Source organism: Streptomyces sp. NPDC002573 (genome assembly GCF_042889625.1).
Taxonomy (GTDB): Bacteria; Actinomycetota; Actinomycetes; order Streptomycetales; family Streptomycetaceae; genus Streptomyces; species Streptomyces gibsoniae.
The window spans coordinates 86,637-107,675 of sequence record NZ_JBIARC010000024.1; the positions used below are offsets into that span (position 1 = coordinate 86,637).

Below are 21,039 nucleotides of genomic sequence, written 5' to 3' on the forward strand. Positions count from 1 at the left end.
TCACCGTCTTGACTGGTGATGCAGGTGGGGCGGCCTCACTTCGGCCACGCGCCGGGCACCTGGCCCCGGCACGCCCGGGGCGTACGGCGAGCGATCGCCGTACGCCCCGGGCCTTGAGCTGCCCTACGGGCCGATGTCTCCCGGCCTCAGCCCTCGTCCCCCTCCACCACGACCTTCTCCGGCCGCGGCGGGGTGGACCCGTTGAGTCCGGCGGGCGTGTGCGCGGGAGCGCCGTTCGCGGCTGCCCCGTCGTTCATCGACGACAGCAGCCGGCGGGCGAGACCCAGACCGGTGCCGCCCATCGTCAGGGCCTTGGCGAACACGTCGGCCATGCCGTCGGCGCCGTTGAGCAGCACCATGTTGTCGACATTGCCGAAGGCGGACGCACCGGCCTGGACGATCTCCGGCCACTTCTCGGCCAACTGCTGCGCGACCACGGCCTCCTGGTTCTCGGCGAGGGCCGCGGCACGTGCCTTGATGGCCTCCGCCTCCGCCAGACCCTGGGCGCGGGTCGCCTCGGCCTCGGCGAGACCCTTCGCCTGCGCGGCCGCCGCCTCCGCCTCACCGGTGGCACGGGTCGCCTGCGCCGCGGCGGCGCCGTGCGTCTTGGTCGCCTCCGCCTCGGCGCCCGCGGCCTGCTTCACCCGGGTCGCCTCGGCCGCCGCCGCCAGCTCGGTCTCCTTCGCCTTGGCCTGCGCGGCCGAGATCCGCGCGTCCCGCTCGGCCTCGGCCAGCGTGCGCTTCTCGTACGCCTTGGCGTCCGCGGGCTTGCGGACGTCCGCCTGGAGCTGCTGCTCGCGCCGGTGCGCCTCCAGCTCCGCGACACGGGTCTCCTGGACCACGACCTCCTGGCGGGCCGCCGCATCGGCGAGCGGACCGGCCTGACGGGCGGACGCGGCCGCCTTGTCGCGCTCGGCCTGATAGCCGGCCTGCAGGATCTCGCTGTCCCGGGTCGCCTCCGCCATCCGCGCGTACGACTGCTGCTCCGCCTCGGTGGCGAGACGATTCGCCTCCGCCTGCGCGATCCGCGCGTCCCGCTGCACCGCCGCCGCGTGCGGCATCGAGAGGTTCTGGATGTAGCCCGTCGGGTCCTCGATCTCGTGGATCTGCAGCGAGTCCACGATCAGGCCCAGCTTCTCCATTTCCGTGCCGCACGCGGCACGGGTCTGACCGGTGAGCTTCTCCCGGTCGCGGATCATGTCCTCGACCGTCAGTCCGCCGACGATCGACCGCAGATGACCCGCGAACACGTTGTGCACGCGCTCCGACATCAGCCTCTGCTGGTCGAGGAAGCGGCGGGCCGCGTTGGCGATCGACACGAAGTCGTCGCCCACCTTGAAGATGACCACGCCCCGCACCTTCAGCGGAATGCCCTGGTGGGTCACGCAGTCCACCTGCAGTTCGGTCTCGTTGAGGTCGAGCGAGAGCTTGCGCACCGCCTGCACACCCGGCATGACCAGCGTGCCGCGCCCCGTGACGATGCGGAAGCCCATGCCTTCCTCGAGACCCTCGGTCCGATGCTTCGAACCGGAGATGATCAGTGCTTCGTTGGGCTCCGCGACACGCCACATCAGCTTGAAGACCACAACGATGAAGACCAGCGCGAGGACGACAGCCCCCGCGACGACGCCGATGACCATCGGCAAACGCCCCCTTTGCCTGGTGCCGGATCGGCACCGAACGAAGGGAGTCTGCGCCTGTGCAAGACCCGGGTGAAGACGCTGACGGTTCCTTGTTGCAATCTTGATGCGAGGGCCTCACCTGCGCGGTCACGGGCTCAACTGTCGTACACCGCCTCGACGTACACGGTCCGCGGCGGCAGGTGCTCCACCACCATCACCACCGTGCCCCGCTCCATCCGGCTCCGCCCGTCCGCGGGGTACGCGAGGAAGTGCTCGGCGCCGCCACGCACACGAACGATCACTTCGCCGACCAGTCCGGGTCCGACGGAGCCGGTGACACGTCCCATCAGGCCCACCATCGACGCATCGTCCATGGCCACAGGGTACGGCCCGAACGCGGCTACGCGGCCCGCGCATCGGTGGCCGACGGGCGCGGCGGCCGGCGCTCGTGCCACCGCAGGTCCGCCTCCAACTGGGCCGCCAGCGACACCAGAAGCGGCTCGCTGTGCGCGGGGCCGAGCAACTGGGCGCCCACCGGGAGCCCTTCACCCACGAAGCCCGCGGGCACATTGACCCCGGGCCAGCCCAGCACGTTCCACGGCCAGGCGTACGGACAGGCGGCGATCATCGCGCGATCGGTGTTCCAGCCGTTCATGTGCACGAGCGTCCCGATACGCGGCGGGGGAGCGGCCGTCGTCGGCGCAAGGAGGACGTCGTACCTCGCGAACAGCGCCCCGACGCGCCGGTGCAGCACCGCCTCCGCCCGGCGCGCGGCGCGCAGCGGCGCCCCGCCGAGGAGCCGGCCCAGCCGTGCGGCGTCGCGGGTGCGCGGGTCGAGCAGCTCCGGGAAGGGGGCCTCGCGCACCCGTTCGGCCAGCCCCGCGGTCGCGCGCGGCAGAAAGGCCAGCCCGATCTGCCCGTACCGCGGCTCCGCCTCCTCCACCGTGTGCCCGAGCGCGGCCAGCCGCTCCGCGAGGGTGAGGACGCGCGCCCGGACCCGGGGGTCGAGCCGGGCGGGCACCGCGGTGAACGGCGGCTTCAGCGAGAGCGCGATCCGCAGCCGGCCCGGGTCCCGGCCCACCGCGGCCGAGACGTCGAGCGCGGGCGGGCGGTGCAGATCGCCGGGGTGGTTGCCGCTCGCCGCGTCCAGGAGCAGTGCCGCGTCCGCGACCGTCCGGGCGAGCGTGCCGTTGACCGTGATCCCCTCGAAGGACTCGGGGCGCGGCCAGGTCGAGATCCGGCCCCGCTGCGGCTTGATGCCGATCAGATGGGTCCAGCCCGCCGGGATGCGGACGGAACCCGCGCCGTCCGAGCCGAGCGCGGCAGGCACCAGGCCCGCGGCGACCGCCGCCGCGGACCCGCCGGACGAGCCGCCCGGGGTGTGGTCCGGGTGCCAGGGGTTGCGGGTGGCGCCGAAGGCGGGTCCTTCGGTGAACGGCCACTGCCCCAGCTCACAGGTGTTGGTCTTGCCGACGATCACGGCCCCGGCCGCCCGCAGCCGCCGTACCGCCTCACCGTCCTCGGCCACCGGGGGGTATGCGCCCGGGCAGCCGAACGCGGTGGGCTCGCCCGCCACGTCCATGTCGTCCTTGACCGCCAACGGCACCCCGAGCAGCGGTTTGCGCGTCCCGGCCGCGAGTTCCCGGTCGGCGGCCTCCGCCTCGGCGAGCGCGGCCTCGGCGCGCACCACCCGGAACGCGTTCAGCGAGGGCTGGGCCGTCTCGATCCGGGCCAGGGCGCGCTCGACGAGCGCACGGGAGGTCACCTCGCCGGCGGCCAGCGCGCGGGCGCACTCGGCCGCTCCGTCGATCCGGTCCGACACCATGGGCACACCTCCGCGGGCACGTCGACTACCGCACGGTAACCGGTGATCCGCCCATGTGGCATCTGTAGCCCAACTTCCGTGGGGAAAAGGCAGGTTGTGGCTGGGATCGCACCCTGGAGGACGGCCCGCGCGGCCGTTCTGCCAAGATGCGGTACGTCATGGTGCAGCTACCGAAACAGCCCGTCCCTTCGTCTCCCGCACCCCCTGCCGTGCCGACGAGCGCCGATGTGGCACGTCTGGCCGGTGTCTCGCGCGCGACCGTCTCGTACGTCCTCAACAACACCCGCGCGGTACGCATCAGCGAGCCCACGCGGCGCCGGGTCCACGAGGCCGCCGAGGAACTCGGGTACGTCCCGCACGCCGCCGCCCGGAGCCTGCGCGCGGGACACAGCCGTATGGTGCTGATGCCCGCCCCGAACGTGCCGGTGGGCGCGCTCTACAGCCAGTTCCTCAACGAACTCCAGTGGGCCCTGAGCCGTCTGGACTACACCGTCGTGCAGTACGGCAGCATCGGCCTCCAGGGCGACGAAGCCGCCCGCGCCTGGGCCGAGTTGCGGCCGGTCGCGGTCCTGGTGCCCGGCGCCGGGCTCGGCCCGCAGGGCGTGCACGTCCTCAAACGCTCCGGCGCGCGCGCAGTCCTCACCCTGGGGCCCGAACGGGTCGAGGGCGCGCACACGCTGCTCCTGGACCACGACGGAGTGGGACACAGCGCCGGGGCGCACCTGCTGGCCCGGGGCCGTCGCGGCGTCGGCGTCGTCCTGCCGCTGGAGGACGGCCTCGCGCTCTACTCCAGGCCCCGGCTGGAAGGCGTACGGCGTGCCCTGCGCGGCACCGGCGCCGTCGTCACCGAGCTGCCCCTCGCCTACGAGGAGGAGTCCGCCGCCCGGCTCGCGGCGCGCTGGCGCTCACTCGGCCTGGACGCCGTCTTCGCGTACAACGACGAGTACGCGATGCTGCTGATGCGTGCCCTGCAGGACGAGGGCGTGGACGTCCCGGGGGAGACGGCCGTGGTCGGCGCCGACGACCTCATGCTCGGCCGGCTGCTGCGGCCGAGGCTCAGCACCGTCCATATCGAACTGCCGTCCGGACGTGAGCTGGCGGAACTGGTCGATCGTGTGGTGCGCGACCCAGGTGGCGTACCGGAGGTGCACCGGGTTCTCGGCGCGCGGATTGTGCACCGCGAGTCGAGCTGACCCCCGCCGCCCTCCGCGCGGCGTCACACCGCGCGGAAGCGGCCCCGAAGTGCGGCGGAACGGCGTCACTCGCCGTTCTGGCCGGCCTTCTCCTGCTGCGCCGCGACGGCCTTGCGGACCTCGTCCATGTCGAGCTTGCGGGCCTGGCCGATCACGTCGTCGAGGGCGGCCTGCGGCAGGGCGCCCGGCTGGGCGAAGACGGCGACCTGGTCCCGGACGATCATCAGCGTCGGGATCGACTGGATGCCGAACGCCGCGGCCAGCTCCGGCTGCGCCTCGGTGTCCACCTTGCCGAAGACCAGGTCCGGGTTGCCCTCCGCGGCCTTCTCGTAGACCGGGGCGAACTGACGGCACGGCCCGCACCAGGAGGCCCAGAAGTCGATCAGGACGAATTCGTTGTCCTTGACCGTCTGGTCGAAGTTCTCCTTGGTGAGCTCGACGGTGTTGCTCATGCTGTTTCCCTCTTCCTGGTGTCGGGGCGCGGCCGCTGTCGACAACGGCACGTCGGGGTCATGTATTCCGCGCGCGTACCCGTGTGGCGGGGCGGGCACACCAACAACCACACTGGGCCCATGACGGAAACGGAATCCATCGCGTACGACGTCGTGGTGCTGGGTGCGGGGCCCGTGGGCGAGAACGTCGCCGACCGTACCCGGGCCGCCGGACTCTCCACGGCGATCGTCGAGAGTGAGCTGGTCGGCGGCGAGTGCTCGTACTGGGCATGTATGCCCAGCAAGGCGCTGCTGCGCCCGGTGATCGCCCGTGCAGACGCACGCCGCGTCCCCGGCCTCGCCCATCTGGCGCAGGGACATCTCGACGTGCCCGCGGTCCTGGCCCACCGCGACTACGAGGCGTCGGACTGGAAGGACGACGGCCAGGTGGCCTGGCTGAACGGTGTCGGCGCCGACCTCTACCGGGGGCAGGGACGGCTGGCCGGACCCCGCAAGGTCACGGTGAGCGGCCCCGACGGTGAGCAGGTGCTCACCGCCCGGCACGCGGTGGCCGTGTGCACCGGCAGCGGGGCCCTGCTGCCCGACCTGCCGGGGATCGCCGAGGTGCGCCCCTGGACCAGCCGGGAGGCGACGAGCGCCAAGGCCGCGCCCGCACGGCTGGTCGTGGTGGGCGGCGGCGTGGTGGCCGCCGAGATGGCCACGGCCTGGAGGGCCCTGGGCTCGCAGGTCACCATGCTCGTACGGGGCAAGGGTCTGCTGTCGCGCATGGAGCCCTTCGCCGGGGAACTGGTCGCGGAGGCCCTCGCGGAGTCGGGCGTGGACGTGCGCACCGGTACCTCGGTCGAGTCGGTCCGGCGCGAGGGCGACACCGTCGTGGTCGTCACGGACGGGGGCGACCGCATCGAGGCGGACGAGATCCTCTTCGCCACCGGCCGGACACCCCGCACCGAGGACATCGGCCTGGAGACCGTCGGCCTGGAGCCCGGCTCCTGGCTGTCGGTCGACGACAGCATGCGGGTGACGGGCAGCGAGTGGCTGTACGCGGTCGGCGACGTCAACCACCGTGCGCTCCTCACCCACCAGGGCAAGTACCAGGCGCGTATCGCGGGTGCGGCGATCGGGGCCCGCGCGGCGGGCGTCCCGCTCCTGGAGACGGACGCCTGGGGCGCCCATTCCGCCACCGCCGACCACGCGGCCGTTCCGCAGGTGGTGTTCACCGACCCGGAGGCGGCGGCCGTGGGCCTCTCCCTGGCGGAGGCGGAGCAGGCGGGCCGCCGGGTCCGCGGCGTGGACGTCGAGCTGACGTCGGTCGCGGGGGCGGGCCTGTACGCCGACGGCTACCGGGGCCGCGCCCGCATGGTGGTCGACCTGGACAGCGAGACACTGCTCGGCGTCACGTTCGTCGGCCCCGCCGTCGGGGAACTGATCCACTCCGCCACCATCGCCGTCGCGGGCGAGGTCCCGATCGACCGCCTGTGGCACGCGGTGCCCTCGTACCCGACCATCAGCGAGGTCTGGCTGCGCCTGCTGGAGGCGTACCGGGGCTGACCCGAGGGATCCCGGGCCCCGCACCCATCCGTGCGCGGGGCCCGGCTCCGGGCGCTCACGGTGTGCGCAGCCCTCAGTCCGGGAGGGTGAACCCCAGCTCCGCGGCGGCCCGTTCCGGCGTCGGCTGGGTCCATCGCCCGGCCATCGCCTCGGTCGACGAGAACGAGCGCGGTGCCGCCCGGTCCAGATAGAGCATGCCGTCCAGATGGTCCGTCTCGTGCTGGACGATCCGGGCCGGCCAGCCCGCGAACTCCTCGTCCACCGCCACCCCGTGCTCGTCCAGCGCCCGCAGCCGCACTCGGGCGTGCCGGGCCACCACGGCCTGCCAGCCCGGCACGCTCAGACAGCCCTCGAAGAAGGCGGCCCGTGCGGTGCCGAGGGCCTCGTACGACGGATTGACCAGCACCCGGAAGGGCTGGGGTGTGCGCCCGCGCGCCACCCGGATCTCCTCCGGAACCGGTGCGGGGTCCTCGATGACCGCGATCCGCAACGCCACCCCGACCTGCGGCGCCGCGAGGCCCACCCCCGGCGCCGCGTGCATCGTCTCGCGCAGAGCGGCCACGAAGCGCGCGAGCAGCGCCGGGTCCAGCTGGCCGTCGAAGGGCTCGGTGCCACGACGCAGCACCGGATCACCCGCCGCGACGATCGGCAACGGACCACCGGCGGCGAGGAGTTGCTCGACCTGTTCGGCGAGGGGGCGGTCGTGGTGGCCGGTGCGGGCGTCGTCGGAAGGCATCGCGCCAGCATGACAGGCGGATCCGGCGGCGGACGCGGCGGCGCGGCCCGCCTGTGGCACATGTCACCGGCGCCCGGGCCGGGTTGGCCGCCCGCGCGGTGTGGCCCACATCACCCAATCGCCCGGGAACTCACCCCTACGACCCTCCGACTACTGGACCGTCACGCCCAACTCCCCAGCGCGTGGCCGCAGTCCGTCCCCGACCCCCGGAGCAGCCCGCCGATGACCACCACCCCCCCGCCCCCGACGGACGAGGCCCCCGGGCCCGCCTCGGCCAAGCCCTCCGGATGGGCGCCGCTGCGTCCCCTGGTGCTGCGCCTGCACTTCTACGCCGGGGTCCTCGTCGCCCCGTTCCTGCTGGTCGCGGCGGTCACCGGCGTCCTGTACGCGGCCTCGTTCCAGGTCGAGAGGATCGTCTACGCGCATGAGTTGACCGTTCCGGTCGGGCACACCGAGCTGCCGATCGCCGCACAGGTCGCCGCCGCCCGCAAGGCCCACCCCGAGGGCACGCTGTCGGCCGTACGCCCGTCCCCGGCGAAGGACGCCACCACGCGGGTGCTGCTGTCCGGGGTCCCCGGTGTCGGCAAGGACCACACCCTGGCCGTGTTCGTCGATCCGTACACCGGCAAGGTGCGCGGCGCCCTGGAGCAGTACGGCTCCACCGGCGCCCTGCCGCTGCGGACCTGGATCGACGAGTTCCACCGCGACCTGCGCCTGGGCGAGAACGGCCGCCTCTACAGCGAACTCGCCGCCAGCTGGCTGTGGGTGATCGCGGGCGGAGGGATCATCCTGTGGTTCGCGCGCCGGCGCACCCGGCGCAAGCTGCGTGGCACGAGCGGCCGCCGGCGCACTCTGGGCCTGCACGGCACGGTCGGCGTCTGGGCCGCGGCCGGGTTCTTCTTCCTCTCCGCGACCGGACTGACCTGGTCCACGTACGCCGGGGCCAATATCGACCACCTGCGCACCTCGCTCCGCCAGGCCACCCCGTCGGTCTCGGCCGCGGCGGGCGGCGAGCACGCCGGCCACGGCTCCGCGGCCGCGGGCGGCGGCGAACACGGCGTCGGCCTCGACAAGGTCCTCGCCGCCGCCCGGGCCGAGGGCCTGACCGATCCCGTGGAGATCGTGCCGCCCGCCGACGCGTCCTCCGCCTATGTCGTCCGGCAAGTCCAGCGCAGCTGGCCCGAGAAGCAGGACTCGGCCGCCGTCGACCCGGCCACCGGCGAGGTCACCGACGTGCTGCGGTTCGCCGACTATCCGGTGCTCGCCAAACTGACCCGCTGGGGCATCGACCTGCACACCGGCGTCCTCTTCGGGATCGTCAACCAGCTCGCCCTGATGGCCCTCGCCCTGTCCCTTGTGCTGCTGATCGTGTGGGGCTACCGCATGTGGTGGCAGCGCGGCCGGGCGGGCGCGTTCGGCCGGCCGGTGCCGCGCGGCGCCTGGCAGCGGGTCCCGCCGCAGATCCTCGTGCCCGCCATGGCGGCCGTCGCCGTCCTCGGCTACTTCGTGCCACTGCTCGGCATCCCGCTCGCGGCCTTCGCCGCCGTGGACGTCGTGCTCGGCGAGATCGACCACCGCCGTGGCAGGCGCACCTATGGCGGCCGAACCGTGTGACGTGCCTTATGGATCTTGGAGGGTGACGAGCGGGCCAGGTCACTGCGCGAGCAACCACCGCGCGGATCCACACGACGGCCCGTGACCGGTGGTGGTACCGGTCACGGGCCGTCGGTCCCCGGCGGTCCGGGGATCACACCTCGGCGAAGTCACCCGAGAGCGCCGCGGCGATCCGCAGATGCGGCTCGGCCTCGGCCGTGCGCCCCTGACGCTGGAGCGTGCGCCCGAGCATCAGCCGGGCGTAGTGCTCCACTGGGTCGCGCTCCACGATGCCGCGCAACTCCTCCTCGGCGTGCCGCAGCTGAGCCGAGTGGTAGTAGGCGCGGGCCAGCAGCAGCCTCGGTCCCGTCTGCTCCGGCACCTCCTCGACCAGAGCCTTGAGGACCTGCGCGGCCGCGGAGTAGTCCTTGGCGTCGAAGAACATCCGGGCTCGCTCCCAGCGCTCCGCCGGTGTTCCGTGGTCGTAGTACGTAGTTTCCACTCTGACCTCCTTACGGCCTCCACAACCCGGGGCTTTGGTTGAATATTCCACGACTGGTCGGGCGGTCGGACCGGGTGAACCGGACGGGACCGGCCGTGCCGATTGGGCCGACTGGTCGGCTCGACGGAATGAGCGAATCCATGGGCGGGTCGCCGCCCTGACGCGGGTGTACCGCCGGGTCTAGGTTGAGCGGCATGAGCAATCTCGATCGCGAGGCGGTGCCCGCCGTGTGCGGTGGCCGCGGGTTCGTGGTGGCGGAACCGGTGCGGGAGCTCCTCAGCCCGCGCCAGGTCCGTCTCGGTGAGTCGACTCAGGTCCGACGACTGCTGCCGAACCTGGGCCGCCGCATGGTGGGCGCCTGGTGTTTCGTCGACCACTACGGTCCGGACGACATCGCGGACGAGCCGGGCATGCAGGTGCCCCCGCATCCGCACATGGGCCTGCAGACGGTGAGCTGGCTGCACGAGGGCGAGGTCCTGCACCGCGACTCGACGGGCAGTCTCCAGACCATCCGCCCGCGCGAGTTGGGTCTGATGACCTCGGGACGGGCGATCAGTCACTCTGAGGAGAGCCCGCGGCTTCATGAGCGCTTCCTGCACGGTGCCCAGCTCTGGGTGGCCCTGCCGGACAGCCACCGGCACACCGGCCCGCGCTTCGAGTACCACCCGGAGCTGCCCGTGGTCACGGCCCCGGGCCTCGGTGCCACCCTGCTCCTGGGTGAGCTCGACGGCACACGGTCCCCCGGCACGACCTTCACCCCGATCGTCGGTGCCGATCTGGCCCTGTCGCGCGGCGCGGACGTACAACTGCCACTCGACGCGGACTTCGAGTACGCGGTGCTGTCGATGTCCGGCGAGACCCATGTGGACGGCGTCCCGGTCCTGCCGGGCTCGATGCTCTACCTGGGCTGCGGCCGCACCGAACTCCCGCTGCGCGCGGAGTCGGACGCGGGCCTGATGCTCCTGGGCGGCGAGCCGTTCGAGGAGGAGCTGATCATGTGGTGGAACTTCATCGGCCGCACGCAGGAGGACATCGAGCAGGCTCGCGCCGACTGGATGACAGGGACGAGATTCGGTGAGGTCAAGGGGTACGAGAGTGCTCCGCTGCCCGCTCCGGAACTGCCGTCTGTGCCGCTGAAACCGCGAGGAAGAGTGCGCTGACCTGGGTAAACGTGATGGTGTGGCCACCCGGATCGACGGTGCCGCTCCTCCTCGTGTCCCGCCCGGGTCATGGCCAGGGTCTGGACCTGTCCGTTCGTCCTGGGCACCGCAGCTGACGCCCGGTAGGGATGGCGACGGCTTCGAGCTCAACGGGTCGGAGCCGTGTCCCGGTTCCGGTTCGAGGTGCCGTGTTCTCTGGGGTGCCCCGTTCGCTGCCCGTGGGCTCAGGCGCCGGCGGCCGTCACGACGGCATCCGTGGCGAAGCCGAGTAGGAGGCCGGCCAAGACGCACCAGGTGGTGAGTGTCTTGAGCCCGGTCCTGCGGGCCACGGCCAGCAGTTCTATGACGACGTAGAGAATCGAGCCGGCGGCGAGGCCGAGGAAGGCGATGGACACGGTGTCGTCGACCAGGTGCTGTCCGACGATCGTGCCGAGGAAGGTGGGGCCTCCGCCGATCAGGCCGAGCCACAGCAGCGTGAGCCAGGAGGGGCGTTCGCCCTCCGCGGCCAGAGGAGCGACGATGCCGAAGCCCTCCGTGGCGTTGTGCAGTCCGAACCCGATGATCAGGAGGACGGCGAGGGAAAGCTCGCCCTTGGCTGCGGAGTTGCCGATGGCCAGGCCTTCGGCGAAGTTGTGCAGCCCGATACCGGTGGCGATCATCAGCGCGAGCGAGGCCGCCTGGCTGCGCGTCTTCGGTGCCAGCTCGGCGGCAGACGCTGCGCCTGGGCCGTGCGGCCGCGTGGCCTCGGTCCGGCGGCGGCTGATCCATCCGTCGTAGTGCACGAGCCCGGCCAGACCGAGCGTCAGCCCCGCAGCCAGTGTGGCGCCGCCGGAAGCGACCGTCCCCCACGCATGCTTGCCCAGGGCCTCGTCGACCGGTTCCCAGGCATGGGTCAGCACGTCCCAGACGAGGAATATGAGGATGCCGATGGCCACGGCATTCAGACCCGCTTTGAGACGGGGCGTGGGCGTGCGCAGGCGGCCGATGGGGAGGCCGAGGTAGATGGTGAAGCCTGCGATGGCTCCGAGCAGGGCGACATTGCCGCTGGACATGGGGATCTCCGGTCTGACGTGCACAGGAAGCCCACAGAAGCTAAGGCAGGGAAGGCTTACCTAACAAGTCGCGGAGTGCCCTTTCGGGAAATCTTGGTCAATTGATTGCCCGCCGATGCGGCACACCCAGCTGCACTCGCCACACGCTGCAACCAGGGCAGCCGGTAGATTTCGCCAGCCGTGTCGGCGTGTCGACTCCTGTTCGGTGGGTGTCCGCCTCGAGGTGAGGTCCGTCGTGACATCGGTGCGGCGCCGCTGCTGAAGATCCGGAACCGTGCCTGACTGCGCCTCTTCATGTAGTACAACTTTCAATCATCCGGGAGGGGGTGGCGCGGGCCCCTCCGGGCCGGCAGCCGCCTGCGTGGTGCAGCAGCAGCTCCTCCACCAGGCGGTGGGCGTACGCGGCATCTGTGGGGCCCAGGCCCATGATCACGCGGAAGTAGAGCGGGGCGAGCAGGTGGTCCAGGGCCTGCTGCAGGGTCGGATGCGGTTCGCCCCGGCGTTCGGCGCTGTCCAGGATGGCGGCGATCTGCTGCTCGCGGGCGGCCATTCGGCGGCTCGGTCCGGGGTCCGCCGCGGCTCGGCAGACGGCGCTGCGCAGCAGCGCGCCGACCTCGGGCGTGGTGATCGCGGTGAGGGTCTGCTCGGCCCACAGCAGCAGGTCCTGGCGGATGCTGCCCGTGTCGGGGGCGGCGTCGTACGGGCGCAGGCGGGTGGCGGCGACCTCGTTCAGCAGCGCATCGACGTCACCCCACCGCCGGTACACGGTGGTCGGGTTGACGCCGGCGCGGGCGGCCACCGCGGGGATGCTGACCTGGTCGGGCCCGCGCTCGGCGGCCAGCTCCGCCACGGCCTGGTGCACGGCCGACTTCACTCGCGCGCTGCGCCCGCCCTCACGGCGTGCAGGAGTGGGGTTGGGGGTGGTGCGTTCACTGCTCACCACGCCAGATTAACGCAACCAGTTTTGCTTTTGTGGGCGACCGGTATAGCCTCAGCGTGGTTAAAGCCATCACGTTTGCTTTAGTTCCCCTCGCCCTACGCCGAAGGTGCTCGATGCCCACCACTGCCCGGCTGCGCCGCGCACCCGCCTTCTGGCTGGTCGCGACCGCACTGCTTCTTCTGATGTTCGCGGCCTCCGCGCCTTCCCCGCTCTACGTCGTCTACCAGGCCCGGTGGCACTTCTCCTCCGGCATCCTGACCACCGTCTTCGCGGTGTACGCGCTGTTCCTGCTGCTGGCCCTGCTGACGGTGGGCGGGCTCTCCGACTTCCTCGGCCGCAAGCCCGTGCTGATCAGCTCGCTGCTGGTGGAGGCCGCTTCGATGGTGCTGTTCGCGGAGGCCCGATCAGTCGGCTGGCTGCTGGTCGCCCGTGCCGTCCAGGGCGTGGCCACCGGCGCCGCCACCGGCACACTCGCCGCCGCCCTGGTCGACCTCCAGCCCGTACACGGTCCCGGGCTCGGCGCCCTGGTCAACGGCGCCACCTCCACGCTGGGGCTGGCCGTCGGTGCCTTCGGCTCCGGACTGCTCGTCCAGTACGGGCCCGCGCCGCGCATCCTGGTCTTCGCCCTTCTGCTCGCCGGCTTCCTCGTGACGGCGGCGGTGCTGACCTGGATCCCGGAGACCGCCGCGCGCCGTCCCGGTGCCCTCGCCTCGCTGCTGCCCAAGGCGCGGGTGCCGCGCCAGGCGCGCAAGGGCTTCGCCGCCGCGGCTCCGGCACTGATCGCCGTGTGGGCCCTGGGCGGCCTCTACCTCTCGCTGGCCCCCTCACTCGTCGCCGGCCTCCTGAACGCGACCAACCACCTGGTCGGCGGTCTGGTGATCACCACCATGACCGCTTCCGGGACAGTCAGCTCGATAGCCCTGCGCGGGCGCCAGGCCCGCCCCACCCTCGTGTTCGGCTCGGTGGCGCTCGCCCTGGGCGCACTGGGCATGCTGGCCGCACTCGGTGTGCACAGCCTCGTCCTCTTCTTCGCCACGACCGCCCTCGCCGGGCTCGGCTTCGGCGCGGCCTTCCTCGGCACCCTCAGCACCGTCATGCCGCTGGCCGCGCCCGGCGAACGAGCGGAACTGTTCGCCTCCCTGTATGTCGTCAGCTACCTCGCCATGAGCCTGCCCGCCGTCGCCGCAGGTTTCGCGGCCCCCCACCTCGGCCTGCTGCTCACCGCCGTCATCTACGGAAGCACGGTCTCCGCACTGGCTCTCGTCTCCCTCGCCCTGATCCTGACCCGTCGCCAATCGCCACCGCAGACCCCGACCACCCCCGCGGCGACCGGCGCCTCCGGGCCAACCGGTACATCCGGCACGACAGTGACGCCCAATCAGGTCACGGGCTGACCGACTTAGGTCCTCAGGGGGTCGCATCCAGGCGGCGAGACCGGCCTCTTCCAACGCCTGGGCACTCGTGCGGCCACGGCCGGGGACGCACCGACAGCCGGCCACCGGCAGCCCGGCGGCCCATGCCTCCAGCGAGGCCAACCCGCCGGAGGCGAACGCCGGCTGGGCGAGGAGTTCGCGCAGCGCCTCGTCGGGGTGGCCGGCCGCACGGCGGCGATCACGATCCCGGTCTGCCCGTCCGCCGTGACCCGCTCGGCTTGGAGGTGCAGGCTGCCCGGGGCGATGGGGAGCAGGGAGCCGACGTCACGCCGGACCGTGGCGCCGCGCGTGACCCGGGCCGGAGACTACGAGTGGATGCGGGCCGAGGTTCTCTACTCCCGCCTCTACATGGCCGGTCACGTCACCAGCGACCTGACCGCCGGAACACTGCTCGGCGACCTGATCGGTGACTACGAACTCGCGATCGGCGGACACTGACATTCCTGCGGCCTCGGCAATCTGCTCGCCTCGCGGATCACGTGAGGCGAGCAGGCGCGCTACACGCCGCCCGGCATCCACGGCCGACGAATCCGGCCGCCGTCTCAGCGCCGGGCGATGTGCGGGGGTCACTCGTATGCCCAGGCTCGGCTGTGATTCTCGGTGGGCGCGGCACGAGTCCGCGGACGCCGAAGAAGTGAGACAGCCTTCGTGCTGTTCGTCGCCCGCTGGGCACCCGCTTCAGGAGTTCGATCCGAGCCTGCTCCGGCTGCCGGCTTCGCCGAGCGAGCCGGGCATGAGGTGCCGGTAGATGCTGTAGGTGATGTTGAACTTCATCGGCGATCTCCGCCGAGGACAGGTCGCCGCGGAACGACAGCCGTGCGCGGTTGTATCCCAACAGGCGTGGAGCACAGCACAGTTGACGGCAGTTCTTATCGCAGGCTCAGTGGCTCAGTCACTGACCCACCTCTTGTACTGGCCGGTCGGTGTGCCTCATCCTCGGTACGCCGGAGGCCCCGCCCAGCGCGCCGCGGGCGGCAGCCGGTCCTGAGCGACATTCACCCTGCCCCGCTTACGGGAGGTCCCGTGATTGCCCTGCGCCTTCGTGTCTCCGCAGCCGGCTGCGCGCTGGTTCTGGGAGCGTCCTCGGCCCTGCTCGCCAGCAGCAGCACCGCCGTCGCGGCACCGTCGAAGCCGGTCGTCCGCGAGAGTCCGGTCCGGCAGGCGACCCGCTCCGCAGGGGCCGCCGACGCGCCCGTGGGTCCGTTCGTCGAACCGGGGTTCGCCGCCGGCTGCACCTGGCACGAGTTCGGGGAGGGGGAGCAGCCGCCGTGGTGGCTGATGTTCGCCGACCCGCTGTGTGTGGAGTACAGCAAGCGGGACATCACCATCGACGACGGCGGGGCCCTGCGGTTCCTGGTGGCCGAACCCTCCCGGTTCGCCATCGCCATGGTGACCTGCCACTACTACCAGAAGGACCACTGGAGCGTGCAGTCCACCCACGGCGCGACGCCCTGGGTGGCGTGGGACGGTCAGTACTGGTGGGACAAGGCCGCGAGACGGGCCGGAGCCCGTCTGACCAACTTCCGCATCGACGGACACACCGTGGGCATCGGAGACGCGGTCACCGCTCTCGCCCCGGTCTTCCCCGACGTCGCCCGCGCGCTGAGCGACTACGGTCAGGCCGCGGGTGAGACCGGACTGACCGTGTCCCTGCCCTACGACCTGTCCTGCGCGCTGGCCGGGTGAGTCACCATGACCGGACCCGACCGGAGATCCATCCTCAAGGCACTGTTCGCCACGCTCGCGGGGCTGTACGTCGGCGGTTCGCACACACCTGCGGCCGCCGCAGCCGCCGCCTCGGAGAGCTGGACGACACAGACGCTCGAGGCGTTCGCCGACACCCTGATCCCGGGGCAGCGACGCTTCAGCGGTGACATGGCGGTCGCCGGAGCGGTGACCGGTCCCGGTGCCGTTCAGGCCGGTGTCGTCGGCCTCCTCGGCTCGCCCGAACTGCCGGTGGCGCCGCTGCTGCCGGCGATCGCGGCGCTGCTGGACGCCCGCGCCGTCGCCTATGCCGCCCTCCGGCTGATCTGGCTGCCACCGACGCTCCCGCCCTTCGTGGGCCTGTCCTTCGCCGACCGCACCGCCCTGGTCGGCGGCCTGTTCGGCCCCGACGACCCGGACCGGCCGATCTGGCAGGTGATGAGCCTGCTGGTGGGGCTGGCGTTCGACACCGCCGGACAGCAGGACACCGTCGAGGCCCTCGGCCAGGGCCATCCCGGACTGACGTGGCTGCGCTTCCCCGAGCCGGACCCGGACGGCCTCTGGCGCTTCCCCGACTTCTCCTACGGCCGCCCGCTCGCAGCACTTCATCCGAACACGACCGCTTCGGGGAGCCCGGCATGACGGCGCAGACCACGGACGTCCTGGTGATCGGCAGCGGCTTCGGCGGCGCCATCCCGGCCTACTACCTCGCGGCGGGCGGAGCCCGCGTCACTGTGCTGGAGCGCGGCCCCCGTGCGGCCGCCGCCGACTTCACCCACTCGATGCGCCTGGGCACATACAACAAGATCGTGGACGTGATCCGCGGCGACGGAGTCGCGGTGGTTGCCGGCAACTGCGTCGGCGGCGGGAGCGTCGTCTACTTCGCCGCCTCACTGCGCGCACCTTCCTTCGTCTTCGAGCGCCACGGCAGCCTCGGCCGCCGGCTGTGGCCGGCCGCCCTGACCCGGGCCGCCCTCGACCCCTGGTACGACCGGGTCGAGGAGGCGCTGCCGGTCACCCGGACCGACTGGCCGGACGTGTCCTACGCGGGCGGGGTCCTGGCCGCCGCCTGCCGGCGGGCCGGGCACACCTGCAATCCCGTGCCGGTGGCGGTCGACACCACCGCCTGCACCAACTGCAACTGGATGCTCTCCGGCTGCCGCTTCGACGCCAAACGCTCCCTGCTGCTCAACTACCTGCCGGCGGCGGAGGCCCACGGCGCGGACATCCGCCCGCTGCACGAGGTGCAGACCGTCACCCCGTCGCCGCTGTCCGGCTATCGCTACGCCGTCGCCTACACCGTCCTGGACCCCGGCGACTACAGCTGCACCGGGCAGGTCGGCGTCATCCATGCCAAGGTCGTCGTCCTTGCCGCCGGCGCCGTGGGCACGCCCGTGATCCTCCAGCGCTCTGCCCTCCTCCTCGGGGGCATCCCGGCCGCTGTGGGGCGCTACTTCTCCGGCAACGGCGACCGCGTCAGTGTCGCCGACATCGTCGAGGACAAGGCGCGTTCACTGCTGGGGCTGTCACGTCCCGACGGTTCCGCCTATCAGGGGCTGCCCGTGGGCCGTCCCATCACCGCCGCCACCTACGACCATCTGGACCCGACCGCCCCGGAGTACAGCCGCTTCACCCTCCAGCAGATCTACTTCCCCCCGCTGACCAACCTGCTGGCCCAGGCCGCCGGGTCACCCGCCTGGTTCGGCATCGAGAAGCGGAACATGCGGGCCCGGTGGCGCTCCTGGCTCACCCTGCTGGCCATGGCCGAGGACGACAACGAAGGCACGTTCGGGCTCGTCCCGCTCACCGGCAGCTTCACCCGGCTGGCGCCGGGGCTCGGACAGGGCACGATGACGTACCACCCCACCTCCCGTACCCGCCAGGCGTGGGACCGGGCCGACACCGCACTGCGGGAGATCCTGGAGAAGGACGGCCTCTCACGGGTCCGCCCGTGGAGCGAGGACGTCGCCGGCACCGTCACGGCCCATCCGCTCGGCTCGGCGCGGATCGGCGACGATCCCGCCACCAGCGCCCTCACCGACGGCCATGAACTACGCGGCCACAGCGGGCTGTTCGTCACCGACGGCGCCGCCGTCCCCACCTCCCTCACCGTCAACCCCTCACTGACCATCGCGGCCCTCGCCGAGCGCGCCGTCGCCACGATCGTCACCCGCGCCGCCGACGTCGGCGTCGCGCTCCGCCGCGACGTTCCGCTGCCCGGCCGCTGACGGGCCCCTGGAACGAGGCGGAACGGAATGGAACGCCGGAAGAGGAGACGAGTCCGACCTTTCCTGGGAGACATGGCGTGGGTATCTCGCGAAGAAGGCTACTGACGACGACCGGAGTGGGTGTGGTGGCGGCAGCCATCGACGCGGGCGGTTTCCGTGCCGCCGCCGAAGCCGCGACCTCGATGAGCGCCGGCCGGACGCGCCGTACGGCTGCTGCCGCCACATCGGACGTGCCGGCGGTCACCACGTGGGACCGGACGGTTCAGCGGGCGAGCTACGCCCAGGGCGCGGGTTACCAGCGGCTCGTCGCCGGGCCGGGCGAGCCGCACACCATCCGCACCGACCTCTGGTCCCGCTTCGGGCCTCCGACGATGGCACTGGCGGCGTTCGCGCAGCTGACCGACCTGCACATCGTGGACGACCAGTCGCCGGCCCGTCTCGAGTTCATGGACCGCTACGCCGACGCCGGCGCCCCGCACTACGCCTCGTATCCCACCGACTCGGCCTACCGCGGCCACGAGTTCCTGTCGACGCAGGTCGTCGACGCGATGTGCCAGGCCATCGCCGGGATCGGCAAGGGCCCGCGCAGCAGGATGCCGCTGCAGTTCACCATCGTCACCGGCGACGCGGTCGACAACTGCCAGCACAACGAGAACCGCTGGTACATCGACCTGCTCGACGGCGGCCAGACCATCGTGCCGGACTCCGGCGCCGTCGGCCTGGACCAGAGCTTCTCCAGTGGCGCCCTGACCAATGGCGGCACCGGGGACAACCACTACTACTACCCGTCGGTGCCCCCGCAGCAGGTGCCGGGCAACGAGTACACCGGCACCTCCGGACTCGGATTCCCTTATGTTCCCGGACTGCTGGACGCGAGCGGCGTGGTGGGAGCGGCCCGCCGGCCGTTCGTCTCCCACGGCCTGGGCATGCCCTGGTACGCGGCGTACGGCAACCACGACGGCCTGTGGCAGGGCAACGAGCCCATCGACAACAACCTCATCGATGTGCGGGGCATGACGGTCGGCTCGTCCAAGACCACCGGCACCTCCGCCGACCTGCCGGACAACTACAGCGACCTCGGCACCTTCGGCAAGCTGATGGTCGCCTGGGACCTGGAGGGGACCCGGGTCGTCGCGGACCCCAACCGGCGGCTGCTCACCCGCAAGGCGTTCATCCAGGACCACTTCAACACGGCCGGCCTGCCGGTCGGTCACGGATTCCAGGGCGTCGGGATCGACAAGGCCTACTACGCGATCCCCTCCGGCGCCGGTGACCTGATCCGTTACCTCACCCTCGACTCCACCAACACCAACACCGACGGCTTCGGGTCCGGCGCCGCGGGCGGCTCGATCGGCACCGACCAGCTCAACTGGCTGGAACAGCAGCTCAGGGCCAACAGCTCACGCTACATCGACACCAACAACCGCATCGTCACGCAGAGTGGTGTGCAGGACAAGATGTACGTCATCTTCTGCCACCACACGCTCAACACCATGGACAACCTCGACGACGGCATCCTCGGTGGCATCTTCGGGGACCGGCACACCGGTGACGAACTCAAGGCACTGCTGCTGCGCTACCCGAACGTGATCGCCATGGTCAACGGGCACACCCACGCCAACAAGATCATCCCTCATCCGACACCAGCCTCCAGCCCGATCTCCGGCGGCTTCTGGGAGATCTCCACGGCCTCGCACATCGACTGGCCGATCCAGAGCCGCATCATCGAGATCATGGCGAGCCCCGACGCGCAGAACGCGGGGGAGTTCGGCTCCTCCGCCGGGCCCGCCACCCTCTCGATCTTCACCACCATGGTCGACCCCGCCGCGCCCCTCTACTTCGGAGGCGACACCAGCACGCCCGCGCAACTGGCCTCCCTGGCCCGGGAGCTGGCCACCAACGACCCGCAGGAGGTGAATCGAGGGATCACCCTCCGCATGGGCGGCAACCAGGACCGCAACACACAACTGCTCCTGCCGGCACCCTTCCCGCTGCACGCTCCGCACCCGCTCGGTTCCCCGATCGCCGTGGCCCGCAACGGGGACGGGCGCCTGGAGCTGTTCGGCACGGACGCGCAGGGCAACCTGTGGAACACCAGCCAGCGAACCGCCGAAGGCGACCTGCAGCCCTGGACGAAGCTCGCCGACGGACCGGGGTGGCAGTCCGTCACCGCCGGCAGCCACCGGGACGGCCGCATCGAGGTGTTCGCCCTCGACGGGAACGGCCTCGTCACCCGTCGCACGCAGACCAGCGCGGGCAGCAGCACCTACACGGCACCCCAGCAGTTCGACTCCGGCTTCACCTCGGCGACCGCGGTCCAGGACCAGTGGGGCGGCATGCAGGTCTACGCGACCCGCAGCGACAACACCATCCGCCACCGCTGGCAGGACTTCCTGAACGACGACACCGGTTCGAACGGCTGGTTCACTCCTTGGACCCAGCTCGGCGGCACCGCGATCCAGCTCGCCGTCGAGACCGGCTCCGACGGGCGCGCCGTGCTGGTCGCCATCAAGGAGGACGGACTTCTCATCCAGCGCAAGATGAACGTCGCCAACGCCCAGACGGAGAGCGAGTGGGGTGGTGTGCTGCCGCTCGACGGCATCCTCGACTCCGTCGACATGGCCCGCAACCTCGACGGACGCCTGGCGATCTTCGGCACCAACCCTGACGGGCAGCTCTTCCGCCGCTTCGAGACCGCCGCCGGCAGCGGGACGTGGCAGCCCTGGGCCCAGATACCGGTGCAGGTCGGTACCACCACGCTGAGGATGCGCCATGTCTGCGCCGAACGCAGCGGACCCGGGAGGATCGAGCTGTTCGCCGTCGACAACACGGGCACGGTGTACCACTGCGAGCAGAGCAGTCCCAACAGCACCGACTGGTCCCCCTGGCAGTCCTGCCAGGTCCAGCTGCGCGCCACTCACACCTTCGGCGGGCTGTGAAAGGCCCGGCGGCACCCCATCCGTCCCGCTCTTCCGCCCGAACACAGGTGTCGGCCCCGCCACTCGGCTGCGGGGCCGGCACCTGCGCGGGTCTCCGTCTCCCGCGGTACCG

General features: G+C 71.8%; 18 protein-coding genes. 10 read left to right on the forward strand and 8 right to left on the reverse strand.

Translation table 11 applies throughout. The features are described 5' to 3' along the window. Positions 1-146 precede the first annotated feature (146 nt). From ACFYX0_RS22985 to ACFYX0_RS22995, 3 genes are all read right to left on the reverse strand, one after another. Positions 147-1,640 carry a flotillin family protein gene (locus ACFYX0_RS22985; RefSeq protein WP_388972710.1) on the reverse strand — a complete coding sequence of 498 codons (1,494 nt, stop codon included), beginning with the start codon at positions 1,638-1,640 and terminating at the stop codon, positions 147-149. Between the two features lie 137 nt (positions 1,641-1,777). After that, positions 1,778-1,996 carry a hypothetical protein gene (locus ACFYX0_RS22990; RefSeq protein ID WP_311699347.1) on the reverse strand — a complete coding sequence of 73 codons (219 nt, stop codon included), beginning with the start codon at positions 1,994-1,996 and terminating at the stop codon, positions 1,778-1,780. A 26-nt stretch (positions 1,997-2,022) separates the two neighbouring features. Continuing rightward, entirely contained in the window at positions 2,023-3,447 is a 1,425-nt protein-coding gene (locus ACFYX0_RS22995; RefSeq protein WP_388972712.1) for an amidase, read from the reverse strand. Between the two features lie 146 nt (positions 3,448-3,593). On the opposite strand from ACFYX0_RS22995, the gene ACFYX0_RS23000 reads away from it, so the two are divergent. Beyond that, positions 3,594-4,640, forward strand: a complete 1,047-nt coding sequence (locus ACFYX0_RS23000; protein ID WP_388972713.1) for a LacI family DNA-binding transcriptional regulator — start codon at positions 3,594-3,596, stop codon at positions 4,638-4,640. Positions 4,641-4,705: 65 nt separating this feature from the next. Here ACFYX0_RS23000 and trxA read toward each other — a convergent pair whose 3' ends face one another. After that, a complete protein-coding gene (trxA, locus tag ACFYX0_RS23005) occupies positions 4,706-5,092 on the reverse strand; it encodes a thioredoxin (RefSeq protein WP_355913312.1) in 387 nt (128 codons plus the stop codon). Positions 5,093-5,212: 120 nt separating this feature from the next. Here trxA and ACFYX0_RS23010 point away from each other — a divergent pair, with 120 nt between their 5' ends. Beyond that, a complete protein-coding gene (locus ACFYX0_RS23010) occupies positions 5,213-6,640 on the forward strand; it encodes an NAD(P)/FAD-dependent oxidoreductase (RefSeq protein WP_355913309.1) in 1,428 nt (475 codons plus the stop codon). 73 nt (positions 6,641-6,713) lie between these two features. Here ACFYX0_RS23010 and ACFYX0_RS23015 read toward each other — a convergent pair whose 3' ends face one another. Then, positions 6,714-7,376, reverse strand: a complete 663-nt coding sequence (locus tag ACFYX0_RS23015; protein ID WP_388972715.1) for a peptide deformylase — start codon at positions 7,374-7,376, stop codon at positions 6,714-6,716. A 222-nt stretch (positions 7,377-7,598) separates the two neighbouring features. On the opposite strand from ACFYX0_RS23015, the gene ACFYX0_RS23020 reads away from it, so the two are divergent. Continuing rightward, a complete protein-coding gene (locus ACFYX0_RS23020) occupies positions 7,599-8,990 on the forward strand; it encodes a PepSY-associated TM helix domain-containing protein (protein WP_388972717.1) in 1,392 nt (463 codons plus the stop codon). A gap of 133 nt (positions 8,991-9,123) precedes the next feature. Here ACFYX0_RS23020 and ACFYX0_RS23025 read toward each other — a convergent pair whose 3' ends face one another. After that, entirely contained in the window at positions 9,124-9,471 is a 348-nt protein-coding gene (locus ACFYX0_RS23025) for a tetratricopeptide repeat protein (protein ID WP_388972718.1), read from the reverse strand. A gap of 194 nt (positions 9,472-9,665) precedes the next feature. Here ACFYX0_RS23025 and ACFYX0_RS23030 point away from each other — a divergent pair, with 194 nt between their 5' ends. Next, positions 9,666-10,631: a pirin family protein gene (locus ACFYX0_RS23030; RefSeq protein ID WP_388972720.1), complete on the forward strand. Its 966-nt coding sequence runs from the start codon at positions 9,666-9,668 to the stop codon at positions 10,629-10,631. Positions 10,632-10,855: 224 nt separating this feature from the next. Here ACFYX0_RS23030 and ACFYX0_RS23035 read toward each other — a convergent pair whose 3' ends face one another. Continuing rightward, entirely contained in the window at positions 10,856-11,683 is an 828-nt protein-coding gene (locus ACFYX0_RS23035; protein WP_355913295.1) for a ZIP family metal transporter, read from the reverse strand. Between the two features lie 292 nt (positions 11,684-11,975). After that, the gene (locus ACFYX0_RS23040) at positions 11,976-12,623 is read right to left on the reverse strand and encodes a TetR/AcrR family transcriptional regulator (RefSeq protein ID WP_388972722.1); all 648 of its coding nucleotides are present in this window, start codon (positions 12,621-12,623) and stop codon (positions 11,976-11,978) included. Between the two features lie 113 nt (positions 12,624-12,736). Here ACFYX0_RS23040 and ACFYX0_RS23045 point away from each other — a divergent pair, with 113 nt between their 5' ends. The 6 genes from ACFYX0_RS23045 to ACFYX0_RS23070 all read left to right on the forward strand — a co-directional run bounded on the left by ACFYX0_RS23045 (position 12,737) and on the right by ACFYX0_RS23070 (position 20,927). Beyond that, entirely contained in the window at positions 12,737-14,017 is a 1,281-nt protein-coding gene (locus ACFYX0_RS23045) for an MFS transporter (RefSeq protein WP_388972724.1), read from the forward strand. A gap of 327 nt (positions 14,018-14,344) precedes the next feature. Continuing rightward, on the forward strand, positions 14,345-14,494 hold the full coding sequence (locus tag ACFYX0_RS23050; RefSeq protein ID WP_388972725.1) for a hypothetical protein: 150 nt from the start codon (positions 14,345-14,347) through the stop codon (positions 14,492-14,494). Positions 14,495-15,079: 585 nt separating this feature from the next. Then, complete coding sequence (locus tag ACFYX0_RS23055; RefSeq protein ID WP_388972727.1) at positions 15,080-15,742, forward strand: hypothetical protein; 663 nt, start codon at positions 15,080-15,082, stop codon at positions 15,740-15,742. Between the two features lie 6 nt (positions 15,743-15,748). After that, positions 15,749-16,402, forward strand: a complete 654-nt coding sequence (locus ACFYX0_RS23060; RefSeq protein WP_388972729.1) for a DUF5987 family protein — start codon at positions 15,749-15,751, stop codon at positions 16,400-16,402. Then, positions 16,399-17,988, forward strand: coding sequence for a GMC family oxidoreductase N-terminal domain-containing protein (locus ACFYX0_RS23065; protein WP_388972731.1), 1,590 nt, complete (start codon positions 16,399-16,401; stop codon positions 17,986-17,988). The genes ACFYX0_RS23060 and ACFYX0_RS23065 overlap by 4 nt, the downstream gene beginning before the upstream one ends. A 77-nt stretch (positions 17,989-18,065) precedes the next feature. Beyond that, a complete protein-coding gene (locus tag ACFYX0_RS23070) occupies positions 18,066-20,927 on the forward strand; it encodes a TIGR03767 family metallophosphoesterase (RefSeq protein WP_388972733.1) in 2,862 nt (953 codons plus the stop codon). Positions 20,928-21,039 lie beyond the last annotated feature (112 nt).

Excerpts from the sequence above, each read along its gene's own strand:
- ACFYX0_RS22985 (WP_388972710.1), bottom strand. The coding sequence starts at position 1,640 with ATGGTCATCGGCGTCGTCGCGGGGGCTGTCGTCCTCGCGCTGGTCTTC.
- ACFYX0_RS22990 (WP_311699347.1), bottom strand. The coding sequence starts at position 1,996 with ATGGACGATGCGTCGATGGTGGGCCTGATGGGACGTGTCACCGGCTCC.
- ACFYX0_RS22995 (WP_388972712.1), bottom strand. The coding sequence starts at position 3,447 with ATGGTGTCGGACCGGATCGACGGAGCGGCCGAGTGCGCCCGCGCGCTG.
- ACFYX0_RS23000 (WP_388972713.1), top strand. The coding sequence starts at position 3,594 with ATGCGGTACGTCATGGTGCAGCTACCGAAACAGCCCGTCCCTTCGTCT.
- trxA (WP_355913312.1), bottom strand. The coding sequence starts at position 5,092 with ATGAGCAACACCGTCGAGCTCACCAAGGAGAACTTCGACCAGACGGTC.
- ACFYX0_RS23010 (WP_355913309.1), top strand. The coding sequence starts at position 5,213 with ATGACGGAAACGGAATCCATCGCGTACGACGTCGTGGTGCTGGGTGCG.
- ACFYX0_RS23015 (WP_388972715.1), bottom strand. The coding sequence starts at position 7,376 with ATGCCTTCCGACGACGCCCGCACCGGCCACCACGACCGCCCCCTCGCC.
- ACFYX0_RS23020 (WP_388972717.1), top strand. The coding sequence starts at position 7,599 with ATGACCACCACCCCCCCGCCCCCGACGGACGAGGCCCCCGGGCCCGCC.
- ACFYX0_RS23030 (WP_388972720.1), top strand. The coding sequence starts at position 9,666 with ATGAGCAATCTCGATCGCGAGGCGGTGCCCGCCGTGTGCGGTGGCCGC.
- ACFYX0_RS23035 (WP_355913295.1), bottom strand. The coding sequence starts at position 11,683 with ATGTCCAGCGGCAATGTCGCCCTGCTCGGAGCCATCGCAGGCTTCACC.
- ACFYX0_RS23045 (WP_388972724.1), top strand. The coding sequence starts at position 12,737 with ATGCCCACCACTGCCCGGCTGCGCCGCGCACCCGCCTTCTGGCTGGTC.
- ACFYX0_RS23060 (WP_388972729.1), top strand. The coding sequence starts at position 15,749 with ATGACCGGACCCGACCGGAGATCCATCCTCAAGGCACTGTTCGCCACG.
- ACFYX0_RS23065 (WP_388972731.1), top strand. The coding sequence starts at position 16,399 with ATGACGGCGCAGACCACGGACGTCCTGGTGATCGGCAGCGGCTTCGGC.